23 protein-coding genes and 1 pseudogene are annotated in these 26,350 nt (G+C 51.7%); 5 read left to right on the forward strand and 19 right to left on the reverse strand.

The genetic code is table 11. From position 1 onward, the window contains the following. From L692_RS28745 to L692_RS0113370, 5 genes are all read right to left on the reverse strand, one after another. Positions 1-668, reverse strand: a 668-nt coding sequence (locus L692_RS28745) for an iron chelate uptake ABC transporter family permease subunit (protein ID WP_198027759.1), incomplete at its 3' end; no start/stop codon positions are given. 29 nt (positions 669-697) lie between these two features. Further along, positions 698-1,564 (reverse strand): ABC transporter substrate-binding protein, encoded by an 867-nt coding sequence (locus L692_RS0113355; protein ID WP_232238785.1) that lies wholly within the window; start codon positions 1,562-1,564, stop codon positions 698-700. Positions 1,565-1,860: 296 nt separating this feature from the next. Further along, the gene (locus tag L692_RS0113360; protein WP_232238786.1) at positions 1,861-2,427 is read right to left on the reverse strand and encodes a nitroreductase family protein; all 567 of its coding nucleotides are present in this window, start codon (positions 2,425-2,427) and stop codon (positions 1,861-1,863) included. Between the two features lie 402 nt (positions 2,428-2,829). After that, positions 2,830-4,245 carry a dipeptidase gene (locus L692_RS0113365; RefSeq protein ID WP_025700580.1) on the reverse strand — a complete coding sequence of 472 codons (1,416 nt, stop codon included), beginning with the start codon at positions 4,243-4,245 and terminating at the stop codon, positions 2,830-2,832. Positions 4,246-4,293: 48 nt separating this feature from the next. Continuing rightward, positions 4,294-5,163: an ABC transporter ATP-binding protein gene (locus L692_RS0113370; RefSeq protein ID WP_025700582.1), complete on the reverse strand. Its 870-nt coding sequence runs from the start codon at positions 5,161-5,163 to the stop codon at positions 4,294-4,296. 396 nt (positions 5,164-5,559) lie between these two features. On the opposite strand from L692_RS0113370, the gene L692_RS0113375 reads away from it, so the two are divergent. After that, the gene (locus L692_RS0113375) at positions 5,560-5,769 is read left to right on the forward strand and encodes a hypothetical protein (protein WP_025700583.1); all 210 of its coding nucleotides are present in this window, start codon (positions 5,560-5,562) and stop codon (positions 5,767-5,769) included. 34 nt (positions 5,770-5,803) lie between these two features. Here L692_RS0113375 and L692_RS0113380 read toward each other — a convergent pair whose 3' ends face one another. The 11 genes from L692_RS0113380 to L692_RS0113430 all read right to left on the reverse strand — a co-directional run bounded on the left by L692_RS0113380 (position 5,804) and on the right by L692_RS0113430 (position 21,016). Then, positions 5,804-7,753, reverse strand: a complete 1,950-nt coding sequence (locus L692_RS0113380) for a heavy metal translocating P-type ATPase (RefSeq protein WP_376717935.1) — start codon at positions 7,751-7,753, stop codon at positions 5,804-5,806. A 136-nt stretch (positions 7,754-7,889) separates the two neighbouring features. Further along, a complete protein-coding gene (locus tag L692_RS0113385; RefSeq protein ID WP_025700587.1) occupies positions 7,890-9,089 on the reverse strand; it encodes an ornithine--oxo-acid transaminase in 1,200 nt (399 codons plus the stop codon). A gap of 222 nt (positions 9,090-9,311) precedes the next feature. Beyond that, positions 9,312-11,009 carry a M20/M25/M40 family metallo-hydrolase gene (locus L692_RS0113390; RefSeq protein WP_025700589.1) on the reverse strand — a complete coding sequence of 566 codons (1,698 nt, stop codon included), beginning with the start codon at positions 11,007-11,009 and terminating at the stop codon, positions 9,312-9,314. 129 nt (positions 11,010-11,138) lie between these two features. Further along, positions 11,139-11,873 carry an IclR family transcriptional regulator gene (locus tag L692_RS0113395; protein WP_025700590.1) on the reverse strand — a complete coding sequence of 245 codons (735 nt, stop codon included), beginning with the start codon at positions 11,871-11,873 and terminating at the stop codon, positions 11,139-11,141. A gap of 152 nt (positions 11,874-12,025) precedes the next feature. Beyond that, on the reverse strand, positions 12,026-13,192 hold the full coding sequence (locus tag L692_RS0113400) for a GNAT family N-acetyltransferase (RefSeq protein WP_025700592.1): 1,167 nt from the start codon (positions 13,190-13,192) through the stop codon (positions 12,026-12,028). A 77-nt stretch (positions 13,193-13,269) separates the two neighbouring features. Next, entirely contained in the window at positions 13,270-14,700 is a 1,431-nt protein-coding gene (locus tag L692_RS0113405) for an aldehyde dehydrogenase family protein (RefSeq protein WP_036723596.1), read from the reverse strand. An 86-nt stretch (positions 14,701-14,786) separates the two neighbouring features. Further along, positions 14,787-16,133, reverse strand: a complete 1,347-nt coding sequence (locus L692_RS0113410; protein ID WP_376717934.1) for a putrescine aminotransferase — start codon at positions 16,131-16,133, stop codon at positions 14,787-14,789. Positions 16,134-16,162: 29 nt separating this feature from the next. Beyond that, positions 16,163-17,635, reverse strand: a complete 1,473-nt coding sequence (locus tag L692_RS0113415) for an aldehyde dehydrogenase family protein (protein WP_025700596.1) — start codon at positions 17,633-17,635, stop codon at positions 16,163-16,165. 448 nt (positions 17,636-18,083) lie between these two features. Next, complete coding sequence (locus L692_RS0113420) at positions 18,084-19,097, reverse strand: Gfo/Idh/MocA family protein (protein ID WP_025700598.1); 1,014 nt, start codon at positions 19,095-19,097, stop codon at positions 18,084-18,086. A gap of 35 nt (positions 19,098-19,132) precedes the next feature. Next, positions 19,133-20,146, reverse strand: a complete 1,014-nt coding sequence (locus L692_RS0113425) for a Gfo/Idh/MocA family protein (protein WP_025700600.1) — start codon at positions 20,144-20,146, stop codon at positions 19,133-19,135. A gap of 15 nt (positions 20,147-20,161) precedes the next feature. Further along, the gene (locus L692_RS0113430; protein ID WP_025700602.1) at positions 20,162-21,016 is read right to left on the reverse strand and encodes a sugar phosphate isomerase/epimerase family protein; all 855 of its coding nucleotides are present in this window, start codon (positions 21,014-21,016) and stop codon (positions 20,162-20,164) included. Between the two features lie 184 nt (positions 21,017-21,200). On the opposite strand from L692_RS0113430, the gene L692_RS0113435 reads away from it, so the two are divergent. From L692_RS0113435 to L692_RS33845, 3 genes are all read left to right on the forward strand, one after another. After that, on the forward strand, positions 21,201-22,103 hold the full coding sequence (locus L692_RS0113435) for an AraC family transcriptional regulator (protein WP_025700603.1): 903 nt from the start codon (positions 21,201-21,203) through the stop codon (positions 22,101-22,103). Positions 22,104-22,179: 76 nt separating this feature from the next. Next, positions 22,180-22,383: a carbohydrate-binding family 9-like protein gene (locus tag L692_RS34030; RefSeq protein WP_025700605.1), complete on the forward strand. Its 204-nt coding sequence runs from the start codon at positions 22,180-22,182 to the stop codon at positions 22,381-22,383. 61 nt (positions 22,384-22,444) lie between these two features. After that, on the forward strand, positions 22,445-22,633 hold the full coding sequence (locus tag L692_RS33845; RefSeq protein WP_269636734.1) for a carbohydrate-binding family 9-like protein: 189 nt from the start codon (positions 22,445-22,447) through the stop codon (positions 22,631-22,633). A 152-nt stretch (positions 22,634-22,785) separates the two neighbouring features. Here L692_RS33845 and L692_RS0113450 read toward each other — a convergent pair whose 3' ends face one another. Next, complete coding sequence (locus L692_RS0113450) at positions 22,786-23,721, reverse strand: VanZ family protein (RefSeq protein WP_025700607.1); 936 nt, start codon at positions 23,719-23,721, stop codon at positions 22,786-22,788. A gap of 278 nt (positions 23,722-23,999) precedes the next feature. Between L692_RS0113450 and L692_RS0113455 the strand changes: the two genes are divergently transcribed. Then, entirely contained in the window at positions 24,000-24,665 is a 666-nt protein-coding gene (locus L692_RS0113455; protein ID WP_025700609.1) for an NAD(P)H-dependent oxidoreductase, read from the forward strand. Between the two features lie 91 nt (positions 24,666-24,756). Here L692_RS0113455 and L692_RS0113460 read toward each other — a convergent pair whose 3' ends face one another. Continuing rightward, entirely contained in the window at positions 24,757-25,944 is a 1,188-nt protein-coding gene (locus tag L692_RS0113460; RefSeq protein WP_025700611.1) for an anhydro-N-acetylmuramic acid kinase, read from the reverse strand. After that, positions 25,941-26,350, reverse strand: a pseudogene (locus tag L692_RS32735) (beta-N-acetylhexosaminidase); the annotation flags it as partial. The pseudogene L692_RS32735 and the gene L692_RS0113460, both read right to left, overlap by 4 nt.

A 26,350-nucleotide genomic window follows, 5' to 3' on the forward strand; every position in this document is an offset into this window, starting at 1 on the left:
AGTTCGAACAAGTCAAGCGATTTGGACAATGCGACAGCCATCAGGGCAGCCGGCAATATCCATGGTGCAACAAACCGGACGCCGTTCCAATTGGCCTGCTCAAGCGAGCCCGATCCCCATGCCAACAACCGGCTCGTATTCTCCTCGTACATCAACTGCAGCGTCCCGGTCACGGCCCCGATGGCCAGGGTTACGGCCATACCGGCAAGCGTGAGACGCAGCGGGGAAGCCGTTAAGCCTCCGGCCATAGCATAGGCCAGACCAATGGCGGCGAGTCCGCCGATAAACGCGACAATCAGCGAGTATGAAGAAAGGACGGCGGGAAAGAAGACAGCCGCCATATTCACGGCAAGGAACGCGCCTGAGTTGATGCCGAGCGTTTCGGTCGAAGACAACGGGTTTCGCGTAATGGTCTGCAGCAGCACCCCGGCGGCGGCCAATACGGCCCCCGCAAGCACCCCCATGGTTGCCCGGGAGAGCCGAAGCGTGCGGATAACGTTATGATCCGCCACGTCCTGGGGAGCAATGATCGCGTCGATCACCGTTTGTATGCCGATACCTGCCTCTCCCTGGGTAATATTCAGGAAGAGCATGGCGGCGAGGAGGATAATCCCCCCGCCGAACACCAGCAAATAACGGCCCCACAAAGGAAAGTTGCTGGATCTCAAGACAGTTGCGCCGTTATTCATTACCGCATTCATTGACCGAGTACCGAAACGACACGCTCGGTGAACATTTCAGCGGACAACGGACCGCCGAACGGCCACGTGTCGCCGCCGAGTGCAAAGATGCGGTTTTCCTTGACAAATGCCAAGTTCTTCCATACCGGGTTGTCCTTCATGAAATTGTTGATACTGTCGTCATCCGTCTGGATCATCGTAATCAAGCTGGCCTCCTGTACCTTCGTAAGCGTTTCGACGCTCGTCTCCGAGAAACCGAACTCTTCAAGCTTATCGGACTTGTACGCATTGGTCATGCCAAGTTTGGACATGATCTGAACGGCTATCGAGTTATCCGCGAACAGCCGGAAGGTCACCGCGTTTTGCTCCGAGAACGCCTGCGACAGAACATAGCTGGCTCCCGCCTTGTTGTCCTTCAGCTTCTCCTTCGCATCGGCGTATGTCCCATTCAGGTTGTCGAGCATCTGTTGACCTTCGTCCTTTTTGCCCAATACGTCGGCAATCTTCAGGAACGTTTCTTCCATTTCTGTATACGGATCCTTGGCCGCCTCCTCCGAGAACGGGTCGAAAATGAGCGTCGGCGCAATGGCTCTCAACTGGTCAACAATCTTCTCATGCCGATACTTGACGCCGATGATGAGGTCAGGCTTCAACGAAGCGATCTGCTCCAGGTTCGGCTCAAAACGTTTGCCAACGTCCTGCACATCGGGGCTAAGATCCACCTTCACCTTTACCCATGTATTGTAACCTTCGATATCGGCCGCACCTACCGGCTGAACGCCTGATGCCAGCACATCCTCAATGTACACCCAGTCCAAGGCAATTACCCGTTGAGGAACACCCTTGATTTCCACCTCGCCCAAGGCGTCTTTAATTTTTTTCACTTCAGAAGCAGCTTCCGGCGATGCAGTGCTTGCAGGTGTGCTTGCAGGTGTGCTTGCAGGTGTACTTGCAGGTGTACTTGAGGAAGATGAAGTTTCAGTTCCGGATGACGAACCCCCATTTTGGCCGCATCCTGCAACAATAAAAACAAACAGCGTCAGGATGAAAGCGGCATGACGTAAATGAAACAGCATGATAATCCCTCCAATTTAATCATGACAATTTTTTAAACTTATATTTTACAACCGGGGGAACGACAGCATAATCCGCATACCAAAGTTCATTAACTTTCATTATATTAAAATATTGTCAAAAGCTCATTGACCGGCATCCGCTTCTTCGGACGGGGAATCTTACTTTCGTCAAAATATCCCATGTGAAGGGCGCCAACCACTCGCTCTCCGGGCTTCACTCCGACCGCATTCAGAAACTTAGGCATCAGGGTATAATCGCTCGTCTTCCAGACGACGCCGACCTTTCTCTCCCAGGCAAGCAGCTGCAGATTTTGAATCATCGCCCCTGCCGCCAGGAAAGCATCCTCAAAATATTTCTGACGCGGATCGGACTTGATGACGACGAGGAGATGCGCCTGTGACAGATGCAAGTAAGTCTTGATAGCCCAATCAATCCACTCGGCGGATTCTTCTTTGGAGAATGCATTGATAACCGCATCTGCAAAGACCTTACGCCCTTCTCCCATAAACAAAATAAACCGCCAAGGCTCCTTTGCAGAGTGAAAAGGCGCCCAGACCGCGTCGTTCAACAGTTCGATCACCGTCTCCCGGCTCATCGGTTCACCGTTAAAATCCCGGATTGTCCGCCGATCCCGAATTATACGGGCTATACCTGTTTTCGTTATTTCCACCGTTCCACACTCCCCCGCAAATTCAAGTTTTTAACAATCAACCGATCAACTAAGCGACAGTTAGCTGTCTACCATCTAATTTATCCAAACCACCCCCTACGGTTATTCCGTATTGTGGAATTCATTTCCGATATTCAAGCTTGATGATTGACGGTCTTCTAATAACCGCCGGAAATAACGCCCCCTACTCTATTAGGCTTTTATTTTTCTTCATTATAGAATGTACACATAAAAGGCGTCAATTAAAATGTCATGTATTTTACATAACTCAAATTAAAACTAACATAATAGTAACACCAGCAGGCAGATAACCATTAGTAACCGGCATGAAATCGAAATACTGAATCGATCCGCACATAATAAAGCCGGAAGTAATTTCCGAATTACGGAATATATTTCCGATTATGAGGAACAATTGTTGTCGCCATTGCGAATTGCATCGTTGCTCCGAATTCCCGCCAGTTCATACCAATACCGGCATAATGTCAGGAGCCCTTTATCAAAGTTCTCCAGATGAAAATGCTCGTTGGGGGCATGAATATTCTCATCGCTCAGCCCAAAACCCATCATAACCACGGGTACGTTCAGGACGGCAGCGAACGTTGCGACAACAGGAATCGAACCGCCGCTTCGAATATAAACAGCTTCCACACCATAAGCTTCCCGATAAGCGCGTCCTGCCGCTTGTATGACCGGGTGATCAACAGGCGTGACGAAAGGCTTTCCTGTATCAAAAAGAGTCGTCGTCACCGAAACCCCGGGCGGAGTGTGTCTGTCAATATGTCGTTGAATCCGTTCAATGATCTCGTTTGGACTCTGATCAGGTACCAGACGGCAGGTCAATTTGGCGTGCGCTTCCGAAGGAAGAACGGTTTTAACCCCTTCACCCTGAAATCCGCCGTAGATCCCGTTAATTTCAAGCGTTGGACGCACCCAGGTACGTTCCAGAGCCGAATAGCCTCTCTCGCCAAAAAGTTCCGCCACCTGCAATTCCTGTGACATCTGCTCTTCATTAAACTGCAGCGAGCGGAAACGTTCACGTTCCTCCTCCGGTACATACCGGACTTGATCGTAGAAGCCGCCGATCGTGATTTCACCCTGTTCATTTCGCATTGAGCTTAAGATTTGAACAAGCGCATGAACCGGATTTTGTACAGCACCGCCATACAGACCTGAATGCAGATCCCCGCTAGGTCCTTTAACATTGATCTGCATGCCGCACAAGCCTCGCAATCCGTAACAAATGGCCGGTTTCCCTTTAGCGTACATTACCGAATCCGATATGACCAATACATCAGCTGCGAGATGTTCTTTGTTCACTTCGACGAACTCATCCAAATGAACGCTCCCAATCTCTTCTTCCCCTTCGATACATAGCTTTACATTGACAGGCAGCGTTCCATCCTCTGCGAGCAACGCTTCCAACGCTTTGATATGCATAAAAATCTGGCCTTTATTATCGCTGGCGCCGCGAGCGTATATCTTATCCTCCAGGATTACCGGCTCGAATGGAGGCGTATCCCACAGGTGAAGGGGATCTACCGGCTGAACATCATAATGTCCGTAAATCAAGGCGGTCGGCTTCCCTTCCGCCTTGAGCCACTCTCCATATACAACGGGATGCCCCCCGGTTGGCATGACTTGCACATGCTCGATTCCAATCCGGCGCAGCGCCTCGGCCGTCCATTCAGCCGCCTGGACCATATTCTGTTTATGCCCGGATAAAGCGCTAATGCTTGGAATGGATAGGTATTGCTTCAATTCCTCCAGATGACGGCTTCGATTGTTCCGTAAATATTGCTCATAATGTTCTCCCAAGCGTATCACTCCAACAAATTTTCTTCCGCCCCTGACTATACGATCAACTTATGCCGAGGCCGTCGCGGCTCCCGATGCTTCGAGGCGCCCTTCCGGCTTGATCTGTTCCAGGCTTTGTGCGGAAGCTGCTTCCGCACTTGCAAGCTCATAAGGCAAGCAGAGCGGCACGCCCGACCTCGGGCAATAAACGACATCCGCTTCGATGCCGAACACATTCCGCAGAATGTCGTGCGTCATTACCTCCGCAGGCGTTCCTTCGCCAACGACAACCCCATGCTTGATCGCCACCATATGCTGTGCGTAGCGGGTTGCATGATTCAGATCGTGAACGACCATTACGATTGTTCGCCCTTGATCCGCATTCAATCGCTGCAGAAGCTTCAGCACTTCCAACTGATGAGTCATATCGAGATACGTCGTCGGTTCGTCCAGAAAGAGCATATCCGTTTCCTGGGCAAGCGCCATCGCGATCCAGGCCCGCTGCCGTTGTCCGCCCGACAGTTGATCTACCGCCCTGTCGGAGAATGCTGCCAATCCCGTTGCCTGTATCGCCCAGCTTACGATCTCCTTGTCTTGCTTCGTCAGCGAGCCGAATCCTTTCTGGTGCGGAAACCGCCCGTAGGAAACTAGCTCGAATACGGTCAACCCGTCCGGTGCAACCGGACTTTGCGGCAATACCGCAAGCTGTTTGGCAATTTCTTTGGTGGACTGGCTGTGGATCGACTTGCCATTCAGAAACACGCCGCCGCCTTGCGGTTTCATAATCCGGGCCATCGTTTTCAGTATCGTTGATTTTCCGGAACCGTTGGCGCCGACAAGCGCAGTAATTTTTCCGTGGGGAATGGATAAATTCAAGTTTTTAACAATGAGCCGGTCAGCATAAGAGATATCCAATTGTTTGGTATGCAGATGATTCATCTTTCAGCCCCCTCATAAATGATGGTTAACCACCGTCAAGAAAATTCCACAATGCGGAATCTGATTCCATATTACATTTGATTTGTTTACATTATAAATTATACTCACGATTGAAGTCAATTTAATTATCACAGATTCGTGAACTCAACCCTTATACCTAACCTATATCTTACATGCAAGTCAAATGTTCTGGTCTAAAACTGCCAATATCGGCATGTATTGATAACTAACATTACACGAATCGCTTATATCTTTCATGCACCTAACATAAGGACTGGGCCTAAAAATGTTCATCTAATCCTCGAAAAGTCATCAAAAAAACGATTGATTTTTACCTCCTTTCTCACTATAATGATGATAATGATTATCAATAATAAATGAAAAGGAGTTTCAGCGATGGATCTGCTATTTCCCGTAACTACCGCCATTCTGCTTGCGCTGGGAGCTTTCTGCATCTTCATTTCCATGGACAACCATCGGAAAATACGCCATGCGTTCCGTCAAGGGATGGCCGTATCCCCAAGCCGCCGGGCATACGCTCCAAATTCCCCTAACCTGCCCGGGAGAACGCCCGAACTGAAGCGGGATCAAGAACAGCCTGCATAACGTTCATTATGCAGGCTGCGCTCATTTTGTTTCGTTAAGATTTATAGGAATGCCGCAGCAGTCGAAGCCCATTCAAAATGACCAGAATCGTGCTTCCCTCATGTCCAATTACTCCGAGCGGCAATGCAATGCCCGTACTGAAATTTGATGCAATCAAAATCAAAATAACGGAGAGAGCAAATACGATATTTTGTTTGATGATCGCCGCCGTTCGTTTCCCAAGGGCAATCGCATCGGCAATTTTGCCGATATCGTCATTAAGCAGCACCAAATTCGCCGTTTCAAGCGCCGCATCGCTTCCATCCGCTCCCATGGCGATCCCTACCGTCGCAGTCGCCAATGCCGGCGCATCATTAACACCGTCGCCTACCATAGCAACGTTTCCGAAAGTTCGTCTCAATTCCTTCACTTTGTTTACTTTATCTTCGGGCAGCAGCTCGGCAAACACGATATCAATGCCCGCCTCCCGAGCGATCGCCTGCGCGGTCTGTTTCTGGTCCCCCGTTAGCATCGCAACCTTAACACCCTGTTGTTTAAGCATGTCGACCGCTCGTTTCGCATTGGGTCGGATACTGTCCTGAAGTGCGATGATCCCGACAGCGCCTAGCGAATTATGCATAATCGTAACTGTTTTCCCTTCTTGCTCCAAACGGTCTATGCTCTTGAGCAGTTCTTCGGTCGCATGGCTTCGATCCATAAACGCCGGCTTGCCGATCTTCCACGTATCCCCTTCCCACTGCGCTTCAATCCCCCACCCCGTTCTAGTTGTGAACTCCGAGGGCCGTTCAAGCGTCAAGCCCGATTCTTGAGCTTTAGCCACGATTGATTTCGCAAGTGGATGCTCGGACAAGCTTTCCATGGAAGCCGCAATGCGCAGCATTTCGGTCTCGCCATACCCTTGATAAGCAATTAAGTCCGTTACGACCGGCCTGCCTGTCGTAAGCGTTCCGGTTTTATCAAATGCGACGACTTTCGTGCGCGACAGATTATCCAGATGAGCGCCGCCCTTGAACAGCAGTCCTTTTCTAGCGCCGTTGGAAATGGCGGACAACATCGCCGGCATAATGGAGGCGACCAACGCGCAAGGCGAAGCAACGACGAGAAAGACCATCGCTTTATAAAAGGCCTGCTCCCACGTCCATTGCAGTAAGAACGGAGGAACCATGATCAGCAGCAAAGAGATCAGAATAATCAATCTCGCGTAAATGCGTTCAAACTTTTCCATAAACATCTGGGATGCGGGCTTCTCGCTCTGCGCTTCCTGAACGAGACGAATGATCTTGGCAAAGAGCGTCGATTCGCCAGGCCGGCTCACTTCGATGAACAGAGCGCCCTGACCGTTCAGCGTTCCGGCGAATACGTCATCGCCAGCTTCTTTATCGACCGGAATCGATTCACCGGTAATTGATGCCTGGTTGACGGCTGACGAGCCTTCGGTGACGATGCCGTCCGCAGGAATGCGCTCTCCCGGTTTGACCACGACTGTGTCGCCCTTCGCCAGTTGTTCAATGGGCACTACCGTTTCGACCCCGTCCTTGTATAGAACGGCCGTCTCCGGCTTCATTCCCATGAGCGAGGAAATATCGCGGCTGCTCCGGTCCATCGTATAGCTTTCCAGAACGCCGCTTACCGAGAAGATGAAGATCAGGATCGCGCCTTCCGTCCAGTACCCGATGCTGGCTGCCCCGATTGCCGCAAAGATCATCAGCAAATTGACATCAAGGTCCCGTTCCGCCACCAAGGTGTGAATGCCTTCCTTGGCCTTTACGAATCCACCCGTAACGAAAGCGATCAAATAGAGGGTTACCGCGAGCGGATAATAAACGTCCTCAATACTCCAGGCGGCAGCCATAAATATTCCGCTCGCCAATGCTCCCAATCCTTCACCATATCTGGAGAACCAATTTTCCTGCTGTGTAAGCTTCTTCGACTGGGGTATTTCTTCTCTTTTCAGATCCTGCTCTGCCGTATTCATCGTTGTCATAATAAATATCCTCCAATCTGATAATGAAATTCAATTTTAGTCCCCTTAAAATGGCAAATGCCGCTCCTATGGAGCAGCATGGATAGAGAAAGCAATAAGGTAGAATCTACGTTTACCAACCTGATACTCCACATTTCTACTGTACCGTACTAAAGACTTCCGCAAGGCGTTCGACAGCCCATTGCAAATCGGTCTCTGAAATGACAAGCGGCGGCGCAAGGCGAATAACCTTCTCATGCGTTTCCTTACACAGTATTCCCGCTTCTTTTAACCGTTCGCAATAATAGCGCGCAGGTACTCGTGTTTCAATCGCAAGGAATAGTCCCCTGCCCCTGATGTCGATAATGTCCGGATGACGGATTTTACGGAGCATCGCCAGCATTTTGCCGCCCATCCTATGCGAACGTTCAGCCAGTTCCTCTTCCTCGGTTACCTGCAAAGCGGCTACCGCGACCGCGCTCGCCAGAGGATTGCCCCCAAAGGTGGAACCGTGTGATCCCGGTTCGAACAAGCCGAGAATCCCGCTGTCCGCCGCAACTGCCGATACTGGCATGACACCGCCGCCAAGCGCCTTTCCCAAAATGTAGACATCAGGGACTACTCCTTCCCAATCGCAGGCGAACCGTTTGCCGGTACGCCCGAAGCCCGTCTGGATTTCATCGGCCATAAGGAGCACATTCCGTTTCCGGCAAAGCTCGGAGGCCTGCCGCAGATATCCATCCGGCGGGATTACGATACCGGCTTCCCCTTGTATCGGTTCGACCAGGAACGCTGCCGTGTTCGGCGTTATCGCCTGCTCCAGCGCTCCCAAATCTCCATAAGGAACCGTTATAAATCCGGGTGTAAACGGGCCGAAATCTTCCTTGTAAGAAGGCTCGGACGAAAACGAAGTTACGGTGACCGTCCTGCCGTGGAAGTTGCCGTCGCATACGATAATTTCCGCGCGCCCTGCCGGAATGCCTTTCACGCGGTAACCCCAGCGGCGTGCGGCTTTAACGGCCGTCTCTACCGCCTCGGCACCAGTGTTCATCGGCAAAACCATCTCTTTACCGGTTATAGCGGTCAACAGTTCGAGCAGTTCCGCAAACGGCTCGTTATAAAATGCCCTTGAAGTCAAGGTAACGCGTTCCGATTGCTCAACAAGCGCCTGAATGATGCGCGGATGCCTATGCCCCTGATTCAAGGCGGAATATCCGGCCAACATATCCATGTACCGTCTTCCTTCGGTGTCCTCGACCCAAACGCCTTCCGCTCTTGAAATCACGATCGGGAGCGGATGATAGTTATGAGCGCCAAGACGCTCCGTCCGTTCGATCGTATCAGCATTTCGCTGCACAACTGCACCTCATTTCATCTGATTTCAGTTAATCGGGTTTGTTATCCTTTAAGCATCGATTTCAGTACAAACGATAAATTTCCCGGCCGCTCCACCAGCCTTCGCATGAAATATCCATACCAGTTGGAACAAGTCCGAGCTGCGTCAACTTTACCATTACGTTGGCATTCACACAGTTTTCAGGATACACTCCGCAAAATGCTGCGCAAGATCGGCATAGAATCACCCCCCTATTTGTTCAACTTCACCATGATAAGACGAATGAGAAGAGCGTTGCCCGCTTTCTGTCAGCTCCGATGCCGTAAAAATGCTACGAATACATGTCTTCAGCAGATCGACCAATGTTCCAAAAGCATAGTTGAGCTCCAGCCGTTCCGTCCACTTATGGGCATCCCGGCCAATCGGCCCAAGATTCAGGACCGGAACGACGAACCGTTCCAACTCCTTAAGCGGAATCGAATATCCCCTCTCCCATAACGGCATGAGATCCGCAAACGCACGATGGGACGAGGACTGATTAGGCATTCCGACATAACTGAGATCGGATATAGCGGCGAAAAAATTCTGATCCGCCAAGTCGATCTGATGATGCTGGTGTGCGTAAGAAATGATTTCCTCGACCACTTTACCTGTAAAAAGATCGTTCTTCCAGGTTACGGCCGGATAATAGGGAGGGGCGAAGAATAGTACAATCATCGGCGCCAGCTCATGGCATAAAGCCGCCAAACCATCAACCAGTGCGATCGTAAATTCCCGTTCATCTAACTCTTCGCGACATTCTCGCTCTACAGCTTCGATAATCATTTCTACTTTGTCTTTGCCGTATACACGAGAAGCATATTGGTGCAATTCTTTGTACGTCATTATCCGAATTTCCAGTTCCGGTATGGTCTGCATTCCTTGTTCCAAAAAGTATTTTGCTCGTGTGCGGTAATCTTCTTCCATCTGCAAAGACGCCCTCTTCGCAGCCGAAATCAAAGGCTCGACAAGCTGTTCCGCCGTTCTCTCAAACAAGAACAGATTGAACATCGTTACTGCCCGGTGAGGCGTTTGGGCGGAGTAGTTTTTTTTCAGGCCATGTTGTATCAAATTGGTGGGGGGAGGTGTTACTTCGCTGCCTACGGTTTCACAGAAAGAAGGATCAAGTTCAATTTCGCAGGTGATTCGGGAAGCCATATAATTGCCGTTTAAACCGGCTAACGGTTCCCCGACGTGAGTTTCTTTTCCGTAACAGAGAAATCCGGGAAGAACTTTTCCAATCGTTCCTTTATAAATATAGAGGCTGCTGTCACCCGGATGACGGGAAAACATCGGTTCGGAGTTTAGAACCATCTTGTAGTCAAGCCCGTAACGATCCGCGATTTCAAGCAGAGTCGGGACCGCAGCTCTCATGCCGACAGAACCCACTTCCTCGTCCGGAACAGAAAGCAGCAGCAAATTGCCGTCGAACTCCCCGTAACAAGCTCTCTCAATCATGGACATGTGGAGCGTCAATCCGCATTTCATATCCATAACGCCTCGGCCAAACAGCCAGTCGCCATCTTTAATGCCGCGCTGCACCTCGTCCGGAAGACGGTCCTTCTGGGCAAGAAGCTTATCAGTTAGCGATTGGGGATTAAACGCGTCAGGCTTCCAATCCGCGTAATCCTCTACTCCCACTACATCGAAATGGCTGAGGAGTACAATCGTATCACGGACATTCGGATCGGAGCGTACAAGCGCTGTAATGTAACTGCGGCCATCTTTCGTCGGATGAACTTGCAGGTGTTCGGGATGCTGCTGAAAATAAGGAAGGCGTTCCAGTTGAGCAGCTATAAACGGCGGAACCTCTTTTTCTCCTTCTGAACCGGTTATACTTGGAATTTCAATCAGTTCACAAAGTAATTGCGTTAATTGTTCTTTCGTTTGCCATTTCAGCATCTACCTACACCTCATTCTTTTACGATAAGAAGCCTCTTTCCAAGCCCTAAGTGCAGCTCTATCCGAAAAAAGTATTTCCGAATAGCGGAATTTGTTTCCGTTATATGATTTAAAAATTAGGCGGTATGGTTAACCACCTAACTTTTTTGATATTTCAGCCGCATTTCGGATCGTTTGCTCAACCAGAAACGCAAGCCTGTCCTCGGAAATTTGATAGCTTATAATCCCGATACTGAGAGCTCCCACAACCTTTCGGCCAAAGCCGATTATAGGAGCTGCAACGGACGCTGTGCCTTCAGTCTTTTCTCCATAACTGATACAATAACCTGCTTTCCTGATTTCAGGAAGCTTATGAAGCAGCTCAAGCCTCTTCTCTTTCTCGTCAATCAGCCGAACAAGTATGGCTTCCGCTATTTTGGGGTCCATATTCGCCAGCATCGATTTGTTGGGAGCTCCGATATGCATAGGTATACGCTCACCCAGATTATCAATAACACGTACTGTACCAGGACTATCCACCCTGTCAATTATGAATGCGTCATACATGTTGGGAAGACTTAAATAGACGCTTTCTTTCACTTCACTTGCCAGACGCTCCATGACGGGCCGGGCAGCGGTACGCATGTCCATCTGCTCCAGTTGACGCAATCCGATTTCCATCCATTTGGGACCAACTTTGTACTGCTTCGTTTCGGGAACCTGTGCGACGAGATCATGCTTAATCAACGAACCAATGAGTCGGTGAGTGGTGCTTAGAGGCAATCCAACCTGGGCGGCAATATCGGATATTGGCCAGTCTGACCGGTTCTCCTCGGAGATAAGCAAATGCACGATCTGCATGGCTCGGTCAATTGATTGAACCATTTTATTTTATCCCTCATTAGAAAAATGCTGCAATTTTTACGATAACTCGATAATATGCTATTGATAATCGTTTGTCAATAAACCGAAGATGGCAGGATGCTGTTCCTTTGGGCGAGGGTACCAATCGAACGTGCAAGTTAAAGAACTCATTCTCAGAAGTAGTCAAGCAAATACGTTTGGCGCTTCGGAAGTACCGCATCAAGCCGATGGACTGCATTCTCCGAGCCGAATATCCGTCCAAGGCCATATAACTCCGCAGGCCGGCGGTATCCCATAAGCAGTGCGGTCCAGGAGCCGATGTCGCATGACAAGTCGGCCTCCCCGTTCTCTTCCGGCGCGCTTGGAGTAAACATGCCTCTACCGTCCTCGGTTACTATTAAATTCCAAACACCTTCGTTCCACGGGGCGTAAGAATCGGTCAACTTTACCGATATTCGCGTCTGCTCCCCGGTCCTTCCAAACGCATATTGCCGGACAAACTCCTCAACATTAACAATCCGTCCCATGAAGTAAGGCATGATCTCCTGGACAATCCTCGGGTTCGGCAGCAGAAACGGAAGCATATCGTCCATAGGCGCGGTCAGAATCGCTTTGTCGATCATGGAGTCGTGGTTCACGATAAAGTTCCACAATGCTTGACGGGCGCGCTCGTCTTCATGCACCATTTCGTGTACGGTCATCACCCGTTCCTCAATATCGTACAATATATATCCGCCGGGCTTTCCGTCCGGTCTGAAATAGACTGCGGCCGTGCCTGATTTTAACAGCTTCCCCCACCATGCTTCGTCGCGGACAAGCGTTCCGTTATACCGGGAGGCATAGTCTTCGTAAACCCGCTGGAGCAGCGGAATTCCGGCCTTCACCCGCGCCACATTCCCTTCTGCCGCAGCGCGCGGCGGGAAGTGCTTCGTTTCAATGGTATATTCTTTATATTCCGTGTATATCTCCCAACCGTATTTCCGGTAAAAGCCAACCGAGAAAGGATGCAGGCAGGAAATGGTCTGCCCATTCTCCCGCATATGCCGCAGCACGCGGACTAGCAGATGTGTCACATGACCGCGCCGGCGGTCCTCGGGCCACGTAGAGACGTTTGCGATACCGCCCATGTCAAGCTTTCTTCCCTGCACATACAACTTCAGAGGCAGCAGCTGCAGCTGAGCCTTCAGCCTGCCTTCTTCAAAAGCGCCCCAGAACTGTTCCGGCTTGAAATTTCTTCTCTTCGCCGCTAACCGCTCCGGATCCCATTTTAGCTGGAACGCATACCGGAGCAGGTCCATGTTCGATTCAATGTCATCCGGATTCAATTGTCTTAACTCCATCAAATTACGCCCCCTCGTTCAGTAAGTGTTCCGCGCCGAAAAAGCCAGTTTGTTGCAGAAGTCAGAGGCTCCCTCGCCTAATGGCCTGACAAATTGAAACTGATCAGCTTTAATTCGGTCATCTCTTCCACTGCGTATTTGACGCCCTCCCGGCCGAAGCCGCTCTCCTTCACACCACCGTAAGGCATGTTGTCCACCCGGAACGTCGGAATATCATTGATCATCACACCGCCGACTTCAAGCTCCTCCGCCGCCTGCATCGCCGCTTGAAGGTGGTTTGAATAGATTCCTGCCTGCAGTCCGAAGCGCGAGCGGTTCGCTGCTGCGATTGCGTCTGTCAGGCTCGCAAACGGGGTTAGAGTTACGACCGGCCCGAACACCTCCTGACATGAAACGGAAGAAGACTCCTTCACATTGAGCAGGACCGTTGGTGGAAAGATGCCGGAATCCTGAACCCGGCCGCCGGTTAGCACTGACGCCCCCTCGGCGATGGCCTCATTCACCCAAGCGGCGATCCGCTCCGTTTCTTTCTTTGAAATCAGCACGGAGATATCCGTCGATTCATCGGAAGGATCTCCCAAGACAAGCTTATTCACAGTGGCTTTAAACATTTCTGCAAAAGTGCTGAACTTGCTCTCGTGAACATAAATTCGTTGAATAGAAATGCAAACCTGCCCGCTAAACGAAAAAGCTCCCATTACGCAGCGGTCAACAAGCGGCTGCGTAATCTCCACTGTCCCGTCGACAATCACCGCCGAGTTTGAACCAAGCTCCAGCGTTACCCGCTTCAGCGCCGCCTTATTCTTCATCGCAATCCCGACTTCCGGGCTTCCGGTAAAGGTTATGGCGGCGACCCGGCTGTCCCGGACAAGCTTCTCGCCAACGACGGAACCCTTGCCCGGGATAATATTCAAAGCTCCCGGAGGCAGACCCGCCTCCTCGAAAATTTCAGCTAATACGAGTGCGCTTAGCGGCGTCTGACTCGCCGGCTTGAGGACGATGGTATTCCCCGCAGCGATCGCAGGTCCCACTTTGTGGGCAACGAGATTGAAGGGAAAGTTAAATGGGGTAATAGCACCGACAACCCCAATCGGCTTGCGCAAGGTGAACGCAAGACGCCGCTCTCCTCCCGGCGCCGCGTCGAGCGGGACCGTCTCTCCGTGAATACGCTTAGCCTCCTCGGCGGCAAATTTATACGTTTGAATAGTGCGGGCAATTTCCCCCCGGCCGGTCCGCAGCGGTTTAGCCGCCTCCAACGCCAGCAGCACGGCCAATTCCTCAGAACGCTGCTCCATGATGCGCGCCGCGTTCTCGAGAATTAGAGCTCGATTATGCGCAGGCATCTTTGCCGTCACCTTGCTTGCCGCAGCTGCGGCGGCGATGGCGTCATCGACATCCTGTTCGCCGGCTTGAGCGACCCGGGCTATCAGCTCTCCGGAATACGGAGAAAGTAAATCGAGATACTCTCGGCCTTCCTTCCAGGCCCCATTCAGATAAAGATGCCTCATCTCCAATTTCAATCACTCCATTAAAATTTCTGTGATAGGCGGGCCATAATATCCGAACGCACGATAACTCTGCTAAGTTTTCAAACTTACATTTGAATTTGGGCAAGGACATTGCCAAACTCAGAAATGACCCGCTCGGCTTGCTCATTAGTAATCGTCAGAGGCGGCTCGATTCGAATCGTTTTTGCATTAATCAGCGTTCCAGCCACAAGAATCCCCTTATCAAACAGTCTTTTCGCGACTTCATACCCGATTTCGTTATCGTGGAACTCAATGCCGATCAGCAGACCCAAACCGCGAATCTCCAGAACCTTATCCCTATGCTCTGCCGCAGCCTTGCGGAGACCCGTCAGCATGAATTCGCCCATCTCGGCGGCGCGTGCCGGCAGTTTCTCCTCGATCAAGACGTTGAAGGTTGCGATTGCTGCGGCGCATGCAAGCGGATTTCCTCCAAACGTCGTCGTATGCATAAACGGATTTGAGAAAAAGCTCTTGAAAACTTCTTCAGTGGCAACAATGGCTCCCGCTGGCATAATGCCGCCGCCAAACGCTTTGGCCAGGCACAGAATATCGGGAACAACGTCATAATGCTCGCAGCAGAACATTTTGCCGGTACGGCCCATACCCGTCTGTACTTCGTCGAAAATGAGCAGCGAGCCATATTGGTCGCAAAGCTCACGAAGCTGCTTCAAGTAGCCGTCCGGCGGAAGCATAACCCCTCCTTCGCCCTGGATCGGCTCAACGATTACGGCTGCGACATCCTCGCCAACCATGGCGCAGGCTTCCATCGTTTTTCTCATCATTTCGATATCCCCAAAATGCACGTGCCGGAAGCCTGGAATCATCGGCAGAAACGGCTTGCGGAATACGCCCTTCGCCGTACCTGACAAGGACCCTAAGCTTTTGCCGTGGAATGCGCGCGTTGTGGCAATAAACGTAGTGCGGTCACTGTACATTTTCGCCAGTTTAAGGGCTGCTTCCACCGTCTCCGTTCCGCTGTTGGTAAAGAAAGCATATTTCAGGTCGCCCGGAGTAATATCTGCCAGAATCTTGGCCAGCATCGCACGCAGCGGATCGAGCAGATCCTGGCTGTGCAGCGCTTGCCGGTTCATCTGGTTGATGACCGCCTGCTTGACCTTCGGATGACCGTGACCCACATTGTAGATCCCAAAGCCGCCGAGACAGTCAATATATTCCTTGCCGCTCACATCCATGAAACCATTCAGTCCGGAATCCTTCCATTCTACGGCTGCGAATTGTCCGTCCTTCGTTACAGATTTGCGGTAAGTGAGAAAGCCGGGATTCACATGCTCGCGGAAGTTATCAACCGTCTGCTGGGTCACCCACGCTGCTTCCTCCGCATTAATTTCCTCTTTTTCAATCAATTCCAGAACTCGATTTGAATAATCGAATACTTCAGCGTACTTTTCCATCGCTTGAGTTTCCTCCAGACAGGTATGCATTAATTTTCAAACCATCCGATCGGCTGCACCTGCAGATTTATGTTGATTTGCTTAATTTCCGTATAGGCGTCCAGTCCGAACGTTCCGAGAGCGCGGCCAATTCCGCTTTGCTTATAGCCCCCCCAAGGCGCTTCGTTATACGTATTGTGGAAGGTGTTGATCCACGTGATTCCGGCCCGCAGTTTCTTCACGACGCGCAGTGCTTTGGCGTTATCGTTGGTGAATACCCCGGCGGCTAAGCCGTAAACCGAATCATTCGCTACCCGGATGGCATCCGGTTCATCCTTAAAGGTCTGGATAGCCAGCACGGGGCCGAAGATTTCGTCACGTACAATGCTCATCTCCGGGGTTGTATCGGTAAAAATAGTCGGCTCTACAAAATAACCGTTCTCCAAGCCCTTAAGTTTCAACCTTTGGCCTCCCAAAACGAGACGCGCGCCTTCGCGCTTGCCAAGCTCGATATAATGCAGTACTTTTTCCATATGCCCGGCGCTGACGAGAGGTCCCATCTCAGTCCCCTCCTCATCCCCCGATCCAATCCGGATTTGACGGGCTCGTTCAACCAGCCTCTCAACAAAGCGATCATGTATGCTTTCTTCGAGCAGCAATCTTGAGCCAGCCGCACAAACCTGTCCTTGATTGGCGAAAATGGCAAAAAGCGCATAGTCTACGGCCGTCTCGAAGTCTGCATCGGCAAACACAATGTTGGGCGATTTCCCGCCGAGCTCCAGTGAGATGTTCTTCATGTTGCCGGCCGCCGCCTTCATGATGGTCCGCCCTGTAGCCGTTCCGCCGGTGAAGGCAATCAAATCGACAAGCTCGCTTTCGGCAAGCTCTTGTCCGACCTCCGGGCCTGTACCAAGCACCAGGTTGGCTACTCCTTGAGGAATGCCCGCGTCCTCGAATATCCTGAAGAGCCTTACCGCCGTAACTGGCGTTAGTTCGGATGGTTTAAGGACAATGCTGTTGCCGGCAGCTAGCGCGGGGGCGATTTTCCATACCGACATCAGCAGCGGATAATTCCAAGGCACGATCAGTCCGCAAACCCCAACCGGTTCCCTAACGACCAGCCCTTGTACCGGATCGGCGACGTTATACACCTGGCCCATTGGCTTGGTAATGAGTCCGGCATAATATCGGAAGCAGGCGGCGGCATCCGCGACGTCGAACCTCGATTCACGGAGAGGCTTGCCCATATTTTTTGTCTCAAGCAGCGCGATTTCTTCCGCATGTTCCTCTAATAGATCAGCTACCAGGTACAACAGCTTGGCGCGTTCAGCCGGGGATACCTCAGACCATACTGCTGAATCAAAAGCCCTTCGGGCGGATAAGATAGCCAGACGCGCATCCTCCCTCCCTCCTTCTGCCGCTATAGCAATGATTTCGCCATTTGCCGGATTCAAAATCTGCCTTTTGCTTCCGCTTCGAGCTCCAAGCCATTGGCCGTCGATATACATGTTTAACTCGGGCATCCTCCCACATCCTTTCAGAAACTAACCAAGCCTCATAACTTTTCCGAATTACGGAATTACTTTCCGTTTTTAATCTAAGGGAAGACAACATTCTCGATTGCGTCTAAAACGCTTCTTTTAGTTGATCATATGCTGTCAAAAATCTTTTGTCAATACAGTTGCAGCAAATCGCCAGATATCTGATAAGATTCTTCCGGAAGAATCAAAGGCACTTCGCCCCAAAAGACAAAGTGGATAATAAGTTACAAACATTGACTTTTGGAAAAAGAACCGGCAAGGACCATCTTTTCACCCATGGAAAGATATCCCTACAAAGTGAGGGCTATGCTTCGATGCTTATGCCAAATACTTTGCGGGGACCCCGAGAGCTTATAAATTCTTTATTGGGGAAAAAACCGGGCTTTGCCCGCAGCAAAACCCGGTTCTCTTTCGGGCAGCTCCTGTCCATTTAGACGAGCTTCACCCATTCCCCTTGGGCATCCGCCGACTTCATTTCCGCTTCCACGACTTCCAGCGATTCCGCCGCGCTTTCGGGCGTGCAGACGTCAACGGGCTTGTCATGGATGACCGCATCCAGGAAATAGCCAAGTTCCCGGTAATAGCCGGCTTCCGGGGAAATCTCCGGGGTAAAGCCGGGTCCGTTATTCGGATTCACCTTGACCGTGCTTCCGTCAAACACTACACTGCCCCCTTCAAAATTGACCCGATAGCCCATGTAAAAGCCGAAATCGCCCTCCAGCGTCCAGTCGACCTGGGAGTTGATGACTTTTCCATCCTTATAATAATAATGGGTGGAGGCGATATCGTACCCGCTTCCCGGAAGCACATTGCGCCCAAGCGTCGATACTTTCTCCGGCTTGCCGAACAGATAGTTGATCATATCGGTGTCGTGAATATGCATGTCCATAATGCAGCCGCCGCTCAGCTGTTCATCGAGGAACCACTCCTTCGGAGACCCGGAGCCGCGATAGAAATAGCCCTCCGTCGCCTGGCCGAACCTTCCGCTGTCCACAACTTCCTTCAAATATTCATAGCCCGGCCAGAACCGGAGGCACTGCCCGATCATGAGCTTCTTCCCGCTGCGGTTAGCCGTCTCGACCATCTTCCATGCGTCCGCCGAATGTCTTGCCATCGGCTTCTCGCAGAATACATGATAGCCCCGTTCCAGCAGCGAGCAGGCCATTTCGGCATGCAGATATGTGGGAGCCGCAATGTCGATGACATCGAGCTGCTCGTTCGCCAGCATTTCCTCAAGATCGGTGTAGAGCCGGTAAGCGGACAAATCGTACACTTCACGGGCCGTGTTCATATTCCCGCCCGCTTTTCCGTCTTTCAGCTCTGCGATCCGAGGATCGCAGACCGCCGCGAGTGAGACAGGACGGCCTTCCTCCATTAACCGGAGATAATTGTCAAAGTGCATCCGCCCCATAAAGCCGAAACCGACCAATCCTATTTTCAACATGCCAGAAACCGCCTCCCGCTAATGTGTTAATCGCTTTAAAAAAGTGTAACCCATGCCCCTTCATTCCGGGCGGATTCCATTTCAGCCTCAATAATTTCAATGGACAGCGCCGTGCTTTCCGGCGCGCAGACGCTGACCGGCTTATTCTGGAGAATCGCGTCCAGGAAATAAACCAGCTCCCGGTAGTAGCCCGTATGCGGAGAAAGATACGCCGTAAAGCCGGGCTGGCTGTTCGGATTGACTTTGACTGTACTGCCGTCAAACACCACATTGCCCCGCTCGAAATTGACCCGGTAGCCCATGTAGAAGCCAAAATCGCCTTCCAGCGTCCAGTCCGCCTGCGCGTTGATGACTTTTCCATCCTTATAGTGATAATGGGAGGACACAATATCGTATCCGCTACCCGGCACGACATTGCGGCCGAGCGAGGAAACCTTGTCCGGCTTCCCGAACAAATATTGAATCATATCGGTGTCATGAACATGCATATCCAGCATGCAGCCGCCGCTCAGCTCATCATTCACCAGCCAGCCCTTCGGCGCGCCGGAGCCCCGGTAGAAATAACCTGCCGTGACTTGACCGAATTCACCGCCTGCTATCTTGTCCTTCAAATATTCATAAGCTGGCCAGAACCGGAGACAGTGCCCGACCATCAGCTTCTTCCCGGTCCGCGCCGCCGTCTCCGCCATCTTCACCGCTTCCGCCGAATGCCGGGCCATCGGCTTCTCGCAGAACACATGATAGCCCCGTTCCAGCAGCGAACAAGCCATTTCGGCATGCAGATACGTAGGGACCGCCAGACTGACGGCATCCAGTTGCTCATTAGCCAGCATATCTTCCAAATCACTGTATAGATGATAGGCGGACAAATCATAGACTTCACGGGCCGTGGTCATGTTCCCGCTTGCCTTTTGGCCCTTCAGCTCTTCAATCCGCGGGTCGCAGACCGCCGTCAGAGCAATCGGATAGCCGTCCTCATTCAGCTTGACGTAATGATCAAAGTTCATCCGGCCCATGAAGCCGAATCCCACGAGTCCTACTTTAAGCATTTCCCTCACTCCTGCTTAGGCTTTGTAATCGTTCCGGCCCAAAATAGCGTCCATGGACGCGGAAGTATTGAAGATGATCTGCTCCGTGTAATGCTTGTAAGCCGGAATCATCTCACCTGTGACATACCCGTCGTATCCGATCTCCCGAAGGGCGTTCACGACGGCCGGATAATCCACATCTCCGGCGAGCAGGTCTACGAACCCGTGAAGTCCTCCCGCTTCTCTGCGGTAATCCTTGAAATGCACCTTCTTGATCCGGTCTCCCAGAATCCGCACCCACTGCTCCGGATAACCGGAATGAACGACATTCCCCACATCGAAGTACGAGCCTACGAAACGGGAGCCGATGGCGTCAATGAATCCGCGCATTTCAAGCGGGGACAGCAGAAATTTATTCCATACATTCTCGATGCCGATGGATACGCCCAATTGCTCGGCCTCCGGCGCGAGCTTGCCAATCGCCTCCAGCGCCCGGTCATACGCCTTGTCATAGTCGACAACCTCGCAGCCCGGAATGAAATCCACGCCGACGGCGCCCGGAATAACCAGGATCGTGTCGGCTCCCAGTACAGCCGCAAGCTCCAGCTGCTTCCTGCACACATCCATCGCCTTGGTGCGATTCGCCTCCGATTCGCTGGTCATCGCGTAGGACCAGTACAGTCCCGTTGCCAGGCCCGCAATCTCCAGACCCGCTTCGGTGATCGAATCCCGCAGCTCGCGGGCTTCCTTCTCGGTCGTTTGCAGCCCCATTTCACCGGACTCGTTCAGCGACAATTCAATTCCGTCAAAGCCTGCCGCTTTAGCCAGACGCACACACTCCGCGATTGGCGTCCCTTCGCGAAACGACCAAATGTTAATCCCTTTTTTCACGTTGATCTCCTCATTTCTTTTGTTATTTTCCGTTTTATAGAAACCAGACTTTCATCAGCTTTTTTCCTTGTCTTATTTATAGTATATTGGATTTGTAATTGAATTTATTTAGGGGAAAAAGATACTTTTTGCATTATTCCGGTCTTATTATTGTTGTTCCCCGTCCCGTTTGGGAGGTCTTGCCATGCAGGAAAGAGAGAATTGCCGCCCTCTAACAAGGGAAACGCCATACCGTGAATGGTCGCCCGGCATCCATTACGCCCAGTTTCAACGGCTCCAGCCCTGCGCCTTTCCCGAGAGAAGGCTGTATGATTTCGAACTGCTGTATGTCCGCCAAGGGAAGCTGACGACGAGGATGAACGGAACACCGTACGCCCTGACCTCCGGCCAGCTTATTTTTCTGTCTCCCGGCGTCTATCATCAGAATTCGATCCTGACGTCTCCCGCCAAGCTGCTCGGCATCCATTTTGATTTTTTCGGGGAGTCCCGCATTCTGCATGAAGAAGATATGGTGGTCAACGAAGAGGACGTCGTTCCCGGGAAGTTCGCCGTGGAAGCGGTGGCGCCTTCCTTTGCACCGTTATCCGAAGATCCGGTATATGCGCCGCCCCCCGAGTGTGTCCATGCCATGGAACAGCTCGTTCAGGAATTTACGATGCGCCCGCCCGGTTACGAGCTGGTCTGCCGGGGGCTGATGCTGGGGATTCTGACCTCCCTGCTGCGCACGCAAAGCTCACGCCGTCTGGCCAAAGCATCGGTGCATGGCGAGCGGATTCGCGCCCTGATTGAAGAGCTCGAAGCTTCGCCCGCCGCAGGGTGGACCAACCGGTCGATGGCCGCGCGCATGAATCTGCACGAGGACCATTTCTCCAAACTGTTCCGCCAAATCGCCGGGATGCCTCCGGGCGAGTACCTTCGTTCCATCCGGCACCGGGAGGCGCGCAAGCTGCTCCGGGAAACAGACTTGCCGATCGAGACGGTCGGGGAGCGGGTCGGTTATCCGGATATTCATTATTTCAGCAGAACCTTTTCGTCCCAGGAGGGCATTTCGCCCCGCGCGTACCGCAAGCTTTCGCGGATTTTGTGATGCTGCCGAGCAAACTGCTGTCCAAGCTGTACTTGAGATTTTTCCATCAGAGATCAGTCGTAACTACGAGAAATGTTTGGACTTCTATCGTCATAAGGAGCACAATGCTCCGGTCTACACCGACAGCTGCGTCGAACTTTTCATGCAGCCGCTTCCCGGCTCCGATCCGCGCTATCTCAATTTCGAATGCAACGCGGGCGGAGCCCTCCTCTTGCAGATCGGAGAAGGACGGGAGAACCGGCTTGCCCTTACGGATTCACCGGCTATTTATTCAAATTGAAACCGTGCTTAATCAGGTTGATGAACACAGCGGGGACACCTACTGGTAGCTGGCCTTTGCCATCCCTTTCAAGTGGCTGCAGCGCCGGTTTCCCGGCTTCGAGGCGAAGTCCGGCGTGACCTTTCCCGGCAATTTCTATAAATGCGGCGACGAAACGCCGATCCCCCATTACGGGTGCTGGAGCATGGTCAATTCCGCCTCGCCTGATTATCACCTGAGCCGGTGTTTCTGGGAGCTGGTGCTGGAGTAAACCGGGGAGAGTAGGATGCTTTTAGGAGCAAGAGAAAGCCAAGCCAGGATATGGGGCAAAGCCGCAAAAAAAGAGACGCTTCCTATAAATTCATGGAAAGACGTCTCTTTAGTGATCAGTTATCTAAACATGCATTTTTATAAACCATTTTTTCAATCCATGAAACTTATGAGCAACGTCTGAGCAGCTTGTTTATTACCGCTTGAGAGCCAGACCTTAACTGTAGGAACGATATTGGTTGAATCGAGAATAGAACCTAAGCCAGTGGCTGTTCCCTCTTCATATCTGCTTATGAGCTGATCTTTAACGGAACTAATATGCCTGATGATAATTTTTGTAGAGGCATCGTAAGATATTCTGCTATATTCAGCTTTCGTTTCTGATGTTTGATCCGATGTTTGAGGTGTTTCCAGCGTAACATTATACTTCGGATTTCTATATACAGTGATCGCACCCGCCTTAACGGATACCAATTCGCCAAATAGATCGGCTGCTCTCTCGTCCAGTCCAGCCATCAATTGCTTATTTTGATCTACGTATACCGTCTCAGTAGTTGCAAAAGGTAGTAAACTGCCGTCAACCTTCCAGATTACCAGCGCCCCGCTGATTCCCGCCAAGAGAAAAAAGCCGACTATGGCCATGAGGAGATAATCTCTGGACTTAATGATCTTACTCAACACACTATATATTGCTATGCCAATTAACCCTCCCGAGAAGTTTAACAGAATATCGTCCACATCACTGCTGCCCAAAGCAAAAATATACTGAAGAATTTCAAATAACAGCGCGGTCATCAAGAGAATGCAAGCCTTAAAACCTAGCGACCGCTTCATGCCTATGTATGATATAAAAATTCCTAAGGGAACAAAAATAACAATATTTCCGCATATATTTGTGAGTGCTCTCTGAATGTCCATGGGTTCAGTGAAAAAAACACCAATCGTGTGAAAAGGAATGAGATTTATACTTCTCAATGATACTGGCCGGGCAGTAAATATAGCCGTTAAAGGAATGGTCTTGAACAGAATAATATTTATAGCCAATAATGCGTACGCGCCAAACAACAAATTAAAGATGAACTGTAGCATTCGCCTTCCGTTCAGTTTAAATCCCCCCTATATAAAATACAATTATAATCATATTTGTAATTTTAGATACATTTAGTGGTAATTTCAAGAAAATATTTGTCTCAAGCAAAGACACGTACCGGAATTGCCGCCAGTCCAGCATCAGATTGCCTTGCTTAGAAGCTCATAGTATACAAAAGGATACTATACAACATGAATGTGCGTACTATGATTGTTGATCTTTATGTACTACACTAGGTCTATAAAAAAAATACAAATAAAGGAAGGTATCTATCCCTATGCAAAATGTAAAAGATCAAATTATCCAAGCCTATCAATTTCGCCATGCCTGCAAGGAGTTTGATCCCGCCAAAAAAATAAGCGACGCGGACTTTGATTTTATTCTCGAAACCGGCCGTTTATCGCCAAGCTCGTTCGGATTTGAGCCCTGGAAGTTCGTGGTCGTCCAAAACGCGGCGCTCCGCGAGAAGCTGCTTCCGGTAACCTGGGGAGCGCAAAAGCAATTGCCGACATCCAGCCATTTTGTGATCGCTCTCTCCCGCACCAAGAATGATATGGTTGCAAGTTCCGAACATATCCAACGGATGATGAAAGAAGTTCAACTGCTCCCGGAGGAGGTTCAGAAGGGCAAAGGAAAGGTCTATCAGAACTTCCTGGAGAATGACTTCAAGCTGCTTGAGAGCGACAGAATTGCCTTTGAATGGGGCTCTCGGCAAACGTATATCGCTTTGGGCAATATGATGACCGCCGCCGCGCAAATCGGAATCGACTCCTGCCCGATCGAAGGGTTCGACAAAGAGAAGGTGGAGCAAATTTTGCAGGAGGAAGGGATCCTGAAAGGGAATTTCGGGGTCGCCTGCATGGTTGCCTTCGGATACCGGGTTCAAGATCCCCGTCCAAAGACAAGACAAACGATTGAGCAAGTTGTGGAATGGGTTCAGTAATCGATGAAACAAGAAATCGCCCTTTGCCAATGGAGGTGTCACCGAGCCATTGTACAGGGGCGATTTCTTTGTACATTAATGTAGATAAATTTTACGGCAAAGCCAGCTTCCCCATCACCGTAGAACGGCTAGCGCCGGTAGCCGAGGGCAGATTATTGCTTATGCCATGCATGAAGTCGTTGCCCAGGAGCGCGAAAATGACCGCTTCCTTCGCATCGTCGCTGACGCCCAGCTCGCCCGAGGTCAGGATGGTCTGCTTCGGGAGCGATTGGCGCAGCATGTTCAGCAGCGTTCGGTTATGCGCCCCTCCTCCGCTGACGATCACCTCGTCGATGGAGCAGCGGGGAAAGACAAAGCGCTTGCAGCCCTCCGCAATCGTCCGGGCAGTGAAGGCGGTTGCCGTAGCGACCATATCGCTCGTGCCCAGGCCCCGCGCCCCGGCCCGGGAGACGAATTCGGCGGCATACGCCTTGCCGAACAGCTCGCGGCCTGTAGACTTGGGCGGCTCCATAGTGAAGTAGGGATGCTCCAGCAGTTCGGATACGAGCGCTTCGTCCACAGTCCCCTGAGCGGCCCAGGCCCCGCCTTCGTCATAGGCCAATTTCCCCTCCGACAACAAATACACCGTTTGGTCGATGACCATGTTGCCCGGACCTGTATCGAAAGCAAAGACGTCATCAGGCCCGGCATTTGGCGGCAGAGCGGTGCAGTTGCCGATTCCGCCGATATTTTGCAGCAGCCGCCCTTTTGAGGGATGGCGGAACAGAATCAGATCCCCGTACGGGGCAAGCGGCGCGCCCTGGCCGCCGACCGCCATATCCGCCGGGCGGAAATCGCCGACGACGGGCCGACCCGTCTGCTTGGCAAGGACGGACAAATCGCCCAACTGCAGCGTGGAACGGACCTTATAAGGATCATGGACATCCCCTTCGGGGATATGCCACACCGTTTGACCGTGGGAGCTGATCAGATCGATTTCATCCATCTCCATTCCCGCGCCGCGAACGGCCTCTATGCAGGCGTCTGCGAATTTCCCGGCAAGGTAAGCATTCATGCCGCATACAAGGTCTACCGAGGAGTGCTGGGTTGTGCACAGCTCCTTCAACCGCTCGCGCAGCGCTTCGTCATAAGGCGCGCTGTAATAATGCAGCAGCTCCGCCTTTGCCTTAGGTCCGGCGCCTTCGATGGACACAATGGCCGCGTCGATGCCGTCCAGCGAGGTGCCGGACATCAGGCCGAGAACGGTCGTTCTCGGCTTGTTCCACAGAGGGCCAATCATAGCTCAAGCCCCCATCCGGCCGGGTACAGCTCTCCGAGCGATACGGGCAGATGCCCCCGGAACGGAATGAGGCCCAGCAGCGCCTTCGCCATACTGTCCAGCGCAAGCGGACGGGACTCATAAGCCGCAGCGTACACCTGCACTTCCGGAAATGCCAGCAGATCGTAGGGATTGCGCAGCGCGGCCACCGCCAGCGGTTTCCCGAGCGCGAGCAGAGCGTTCACCAGCGAAATTTGAGCGACGTCGAATTGTGCGTTGTACGTGCCGATAACGACATGGCCGTATCCGCCGGACGCCGCTTCTTGAACGAGCGCTTTAAGGCGCCCTGCGATTTCGTCCGGCGGGACGATCACGTCGCCGCAGTCCAGGCCGTGCTGCTTCAGCGCCGAGCCGAGTCCCGCGCCTG

Source organism: Paenibacillus forsythiae T98 (assembly GCF_000520735.1).
GTDB classification, from domain to species: domain Bacteria; phylum Bacillota; class Bacilli; order Paenibacillales; family Paenibacillaceae; genus Paenibacillus_AQ; species Paenibacillus_AQ forsythiae.